The 5,187-nt window shown below is 48.0% G+C and carries 5 protein-coding genes; 3 read left to right on the top strand and 2 right to left on the bottom strand.

The features are described 5' to 3' along the window. The first annotated feature begins 404 nt into the window (after window positions 1–404). From BP727_RS12630 to BP727_RS12620, 3 genes are all read left to right on the top strand, one after another. Window positions 405–593, top strand: coding sequence for a symporter small accessory protein (locus BP727_RS12630; protein WP_048132311.1), 189 nt, complete (start codon window positions 405–407; stop codon window positions 591–593). A gap of 4 nt (window positions 594–597) precedes the next feature. Beyond that, entirely contained in the window at window positions 598–2,184 is a 1,587-nt protein-coding gene (locus BP727_RS12625) for a sodium:solute symporter family protein (RefSeq protein WP_013719825.1), read from the top strand. A 195-nt stretch (window positions 2,185–2,379) separates the two neighbouring features. Further along, the gene (locus BP727_RS12620; RefSeq protein WP_048133163.1) at window positions 2,380–3,528 is read left to right on the top strand and encodes an RNA-guided endonuclease InsQ/TnpB family protein; all 1,149 of its coding nucleotides are present in this window, start codon (window positions 2,380–2,382) and stop codon (window positions 3,526–3,528) included. On the opposite strand, the gene BP727_RS12615 is transcribed toward BP727_RS12620, so the two are convergent. Then, window positions 3,525–4,631 (bottom strand): hypothetical protein, encoded by a 1,107-nt coding sequence (locus tag BP727_RS12615; protein WP_286859150.1) that lies wholly within the window; start codon window positions 4,629–4,631, stop codon window positions 3,525–3,527. The two genes, BP727_RS12620 and BP727_RS12615, sit on opposite strands and share 4 nt — an antisense overlap. Window positions 4,632–4,961: 330 nt before the next feature. Further along, on the bottom strand, window positions 4,962–5,187 hold a 226-nt coding region (locus BP727_RS12610; RefSeq protein WP_286859148.1), incomplete at its 5' end, for a hypothetical protein.

Genomic DNA, 5,187 nt, shown 5'->3' with positions numbered 1-5,187 from the left:
TGTGGTTGGGTCAGAGAATAGCAGCTCACAACTGAGGCTAAGCTCATGTCTACGGAGATGGAAGGACGGGCTCTGGACGGCAATTCTGGACTGTTGCGGCAGCAACAAGAGAATCTTTTTGTGGATATAGTCGTGAAAAATCTCAATGTTCCGCCCAGGGCAATATATAAACTATTAATATAAATTAATTAGATCATGGACATAAGGCCTGGAAATGAACATAATGTATAATTCTGACCGACATCCTTATAGCTTCGTCATTGCTACGTGCTACCACATGCCATATTGGTCCCTTAACGATCTAAGGGGCTGTCTGCGCAATCAGGAAATGCAAAAGCTGAAAGGTTCGCTGCATTAGCTCTGCAGCGAGCAAATAGGCTATAACAATGAGGTTGGTGTTATGCATGCTAGGCATTGAGGATCCTTGGATCTGGGGCGTTTATATTCTCTGTATTCTTAGCGCGCTTTTATGCGTGATCTACGGCACCATTAAATGGAATAAGGGCGGTGAGGAGGAGGCAGGGGAGATCTCCGAGGAAGCCGCCTGGGAATTGGAGGAGGAAGAGATGCAAGAGAAAGAGCTGGGGCTGTGATCGGATGAATCTACTTTTATTCAACGTCATCATATTAATATACCTTCTGGTCACTCTCTATCTCGGCTATCGTGGATGGAAGGGCACAAAGGACACAGAGGGTTATCTTGTCGCAGGAAGGAAGGCCCATCCTTATATCATGGCCATGAGCTATGGTGCCACATTCATCAGCACCTCGGCTATAGTCGGATTCGGCGGAAATGCAGGGCTTTTCGGCATGGGTTTGCTCTGGCTCACGTTTTTCAACATATTTGTTGGCATTTTCATAGCCTTCGTCTTTTATGGCAAGAGGACCAGAAAGATAGGCCACAACCTCAATGCTATGACCTTCCCAGAGCTATTAGGAAAGAGATTCGACAGCAGATTCGTTCAGTACTTCAGCGGCGTGGTGATCTTTCTTGGAATGCCTCTCTATGCGGCGGTGGTCTTGATAGGAGCAGCGCGTTTCATGGAGACCACCTTAGCCATAGACTTCCATGTGGCTCTGTTGATATATTCTGTCATCATCGCCGCCTATGTTATCTGGGGAGGGCTTCGTGGGGTCATGTATACCGATGCCTTTCAGGGTACCATTATGTTCTTTGGCATGGCTTTTCTCCTTTTCATGACCTATGCTCATCTGGGAGGAATAACCGTCGCTCATCAGGCACTTACAAACATGGCCCATCTCGTCCCAGAGAATCTCGCTTTGATGGGCCATACTGGATGGACGGAAATGCCAACTCTCGGCAGCACCTGGTGGTGGACGCTGGTCTCCACCATAGTTTTAGGGGTGGGAATAGGGGTTTTAGCCATGCCGCAGCTCGCAGTCCGGTTCATGACAGTCAAGTCCAGCAGGGAGCTGCACCGGGGAACCCTGATCGGTGGGGTATTCATTCTTTTCATGACCGGTGTCGCCTTCACAGTAGGGGCCCTCTCCAATGTCTTCTTTTTTAACACCCAGGGTGACATAGCCATCACTGTAGCCAAGGGCAATGCCGACAGCATAATTCCTATCTACATCAATGCCGCAATGCCGGAGTGGTTCGTCTACCTCTTCATGCTCACCCTCCTGGCAGCAGCGATGTCCACATCAAGCTCTCAGTTTCATACTCAGGGAAGCGCCATTGGTAGGGATATTTACGAGACGATCAGCCATAAGAAGGGCGGAAGCTCAATAATGGTCACCAGGGCAGGTATAATAGTTGCCATGGTAATTGCCGTCACCCTCGGCTATATCCTTCCAGATAACATCATCGCCCGGGGCACAGCTATCTTCTTCGGCCTTTGCGCATCCGCATTCCTTCCTATGTATACCGCGGCCCTGTACTGGAAAGGAGCTACCAAAGCAGGAGCCATTGCCGGCCTGTTGACGGGAACATTTGTAACCATCTTCTGGTATCTGTTTGTCCATAAAGCGGAGGCAGTGCCTTTGGGAATAAGCAAAATGCTCCTGGGAAGAGATCTGCTGATCACACAGATGCCCTGGCCGGTGGTGGACCCGATCCTGGTCGCTTTGCCTCTGGCGATGCTCGCAACCATTGCCGTGAGCTTGATCACCAAGAGAATGGACAAAAAGCACCTAGATGAGTGCTTCAAGGGAATGAGATGATCGACAACCACCTCATCTCATTCTCCTCAGAGCTTCCAAGAGCCTCCAGCTCTGCAGTATTTAAGCCTGATTCTAGCTTAGATGTTATAGAAAAGCAGGCAGAAGACCTCTCTCCTTTAGGGAATGAATGCCGCAAGTACTGCTGTTAAGCTCAAAAACTATATATCATATAACAGCTTAACTATATCTATGTCTATGCTTAAGGCATATAAATTTAGGATCTATCCAACCAAGTCCCAAAGGACAAAGATGGAGCGGACTCTAGATCTATGCCGATGGACATATAACGAAACTTTGGAAATCCGCAAGACCGCCTGGGAGGACGAAGGTAAGTCTCTGAGCAAGTACGAAACAAATAACTTGCTTCCGGAATGGAAAGAAAACAAACCGGAGCTTAAAGAGGTCTTTTCCCAGGTTCTCCAGAATGTCCATGAGCGTGTGGACCTGGCGCTCAAAGCCTTCTTCAGGCGTGTCAAGGCCGGGGAGAAGCCTGGATATCCCCGTTTCAAGGGCATAGGTCGATATGACTCTTTCACCTATCCTCAGAAAGGATTCAAGGTCGATTCTGGAAAGTTGTATCTTTCCAAGATCGGGGAGATCAAGATCAAGCTCCACCGGCCCATAGAAGGCAAGATCAAACGGCTAACTGTTCGCCGGTCAGCAACTGGGAAATGGTATGCGTGTTTCTCAGTAGATCTGGAAGATCTGCCCAAACCACCCTGGAAAGACGGCTCTCTGGTGGGCGTAGATGTCGGTCTAGAGTCCTTTGCCACCCTCTCCAACGGCGTGAAGATAGCTAACCCTCGATTCTTCCGAGAAGAAGAGCACGAGTTAGCCAGAGTTCAGAGAAAACTATCTAAAGCTCCTAAAGGCACGCCAGAGCGCAAGAAAGCCCTTAAGGTTGTTGAGCGAGTCCATGAGCGAATAGCAAATAAGCGATACGAATTTGCCCATCGGATCAGCAACCAGTTAGTCAATCGATATGGCCTAATCGCATTTGAAGATCTCAATATAAAAGGCATGATGCATAACCACAACCTAGCCAAAAGCATTGGAGATGTGGCTTGGAATATGCTTGTGACTTTGACCTCGTACAAGGCTGCAAGTGCTGGTTCGATGGTAGTCCTGGTAGATCCAAGAAATACGTCAAAGATGTGTTCTAGATGTGGCATTCTGGTTCAAAAAGATCTATCTGAGCGAGTCCATAATTGCACTCAATGCGGGCTTTCGATGGATAGAGACTGGAACGCGGCAATCAACATACTCAGATTGGGACTACAATCTGTCGGTATTCAATCCGTCCAAGCCCGTCCCCTTTCGAGGGCGGGAGTAGTCACTGGCTAGATCAAGACCTCTTCAAGCGGTCTTCGGGGGGTCAATTCGTTGGCGGGCCCAACAACATCCAGGCAGAAGATCTGCTGAACAAAGGGGCTATTTAGTGCCTCTGATTTCTCTCCTAGCAGTCCATTCACCTCTGATTCCGTCTCCACAGCCTGCAGTGCCTGGTTCATGGGCTGGAGGCTTAAGTTAGCAGAAGAGCTCAGAAGTCGGATTCGCTCGAATAGCTGCCCGGCCCTCACTTGAGATTCTGGATCATTCATTTGGCTCGTGATAAAGCCCAGATACAGAGAGCTATTGATGATCTCGGAGTCTTTTTCTATCTGACCAGGAACGCTATCCAGGAAGGCTACCTTTATCTGATCGATCTTGGCCTCAACTCCAGTTGGTCCCATAGCTCCCCGGGATATCCAGTGGCCCAGCTCGCTTTTGAATTCGATATCGGAGTAGAGGACCTGATCGGCATTCAATGTCAGATTGAGAAATCTACTCCTAATGTCTGGATCATCTATCAGAAAAACGCGAATATCCTGATCGGTGCTTATGGATTCAATATTAGCAAGATCGATTTGATTTGCAGTCTGCGGCACGGAATCCTGTTCTCGGAGGACCTCATTTGTTTTTGAGGGGGAGCTTTTCTCAAGAGAGGTGATGGCAGAGAATAGCTGGGGATCCATTGGGGCCTGGGCATTGGGCTGCAATGATACTCTGGCTATGATGCTCTCCTCCCCGGGGACGTAGCTTATAGTGTGGTTGTAGCCGAAGTGATCTGCTGCTATGATCAGGTTCTCCAGTGCGTTGCCAATGCTGATATGCATCTCCCTTTTATTGCCATCGGCAGCCTCAAGCCACCTGGATTCGTCGGCCATGACCATAATCGATCCATCAGATACATTAAACCTCCAGGGCTGGGTATTATAGATGGAAGGAGCGAGTATGGCATAGTTTAGCAGGAAGGTCATCTTCTCCTCTGAGCTTCCATTGCGAGGAAAGTCGTTCTCCATGATATTCCAGACCTCAAAGGATCCTTTGGGCTGCCAGACAATACCTGGCAGCAGCATTCCCGCTATCAAGAACAGGCTTATCAATAACACTTTAGCTGCAGACATTCCCATTTTCAAGCCCTCATTAACTAAATTCTCATTTCAGGCCATTATGAGGCCAGAGAAAATATAGCCTACGGTAGGATATAGCCTGTGATAGGAATGAAAAACCGAAAACCGGGGTATATTTAGCAATTATAGCCTAACCAAAGGATTCTAATTATCCGGGCTTGCCCCAAACTGCTATTGAATAGCAAAAGGGTCGAACATGGCAAGTGTAGATATTGCAGTGCTGCTACCAAGAGCGCCCGCTCTTAAAATTTCGCAGTCCTTGCCAATACATTTCCTTCATTGAGCCATTCTCCTCAATGCCACATCTCAATATCTCAGTATTGCCTAAATGGCATTCATTTTCCTGCGCCCTGATTTCATTATCTCTATGTTTTTATGCAGGTCGTATTCGAGTTCACAGCTCTCTATCACTGAGATCTTTCGATCTATCTCCTCTGCCTCCGCCATGCATAGCTCTAATTGCTTTAACAGTGCCGACCTGCGTTTGAGCAAAGTGGTTTTTTGGTGTGAAAGATCATCTAACACAGACACTTTCATCCTCCTCCATTTC

It is taken from the genome of Methanosaeta sp. UBA356, from assembly GCF_002496465.1.
Lineage (GTDB): Archaea > Halobacteriota > Methanosarcinia > Methanotrichales > Methanotrichaceae > Methanothrix > Methanothrix soehngenii.
This window is presented reverse-complemented; position numbering and strand designations above follow the sequence as displayed.

Bases quoted from the DNA above. Each gene is read 5' to 3' on its own strand.
- BP727_RS12630 (WP_048132311.1), top strand. From the start codon at position 405: ATGCTAGGCATTGAGGATCCTTGGATCTGGGGCGTTTATATTCTCTGT.
- BP727_RS12615 (WP_286859150.1), bottom strand. From the start codon at position 4,631: ATGTCTGCAGCTAAAGTGTTATTGATAAGCCTGTTCTTGATAGCGGGA.
- BP727_RS12625 (WP_013719825.1), top strand. From the start codon at position 598: ATGAATCTACTTTTATTCAACGTCATCATATTAATATACCTTCTGGTC.
- BP727_RS12620 (WP_048133163.1), top strand. From the start codon at position 2,380: ATGCTTAAGGCATATAAATTTAGGATCTATCCAACCAAGTCCCAAAGG.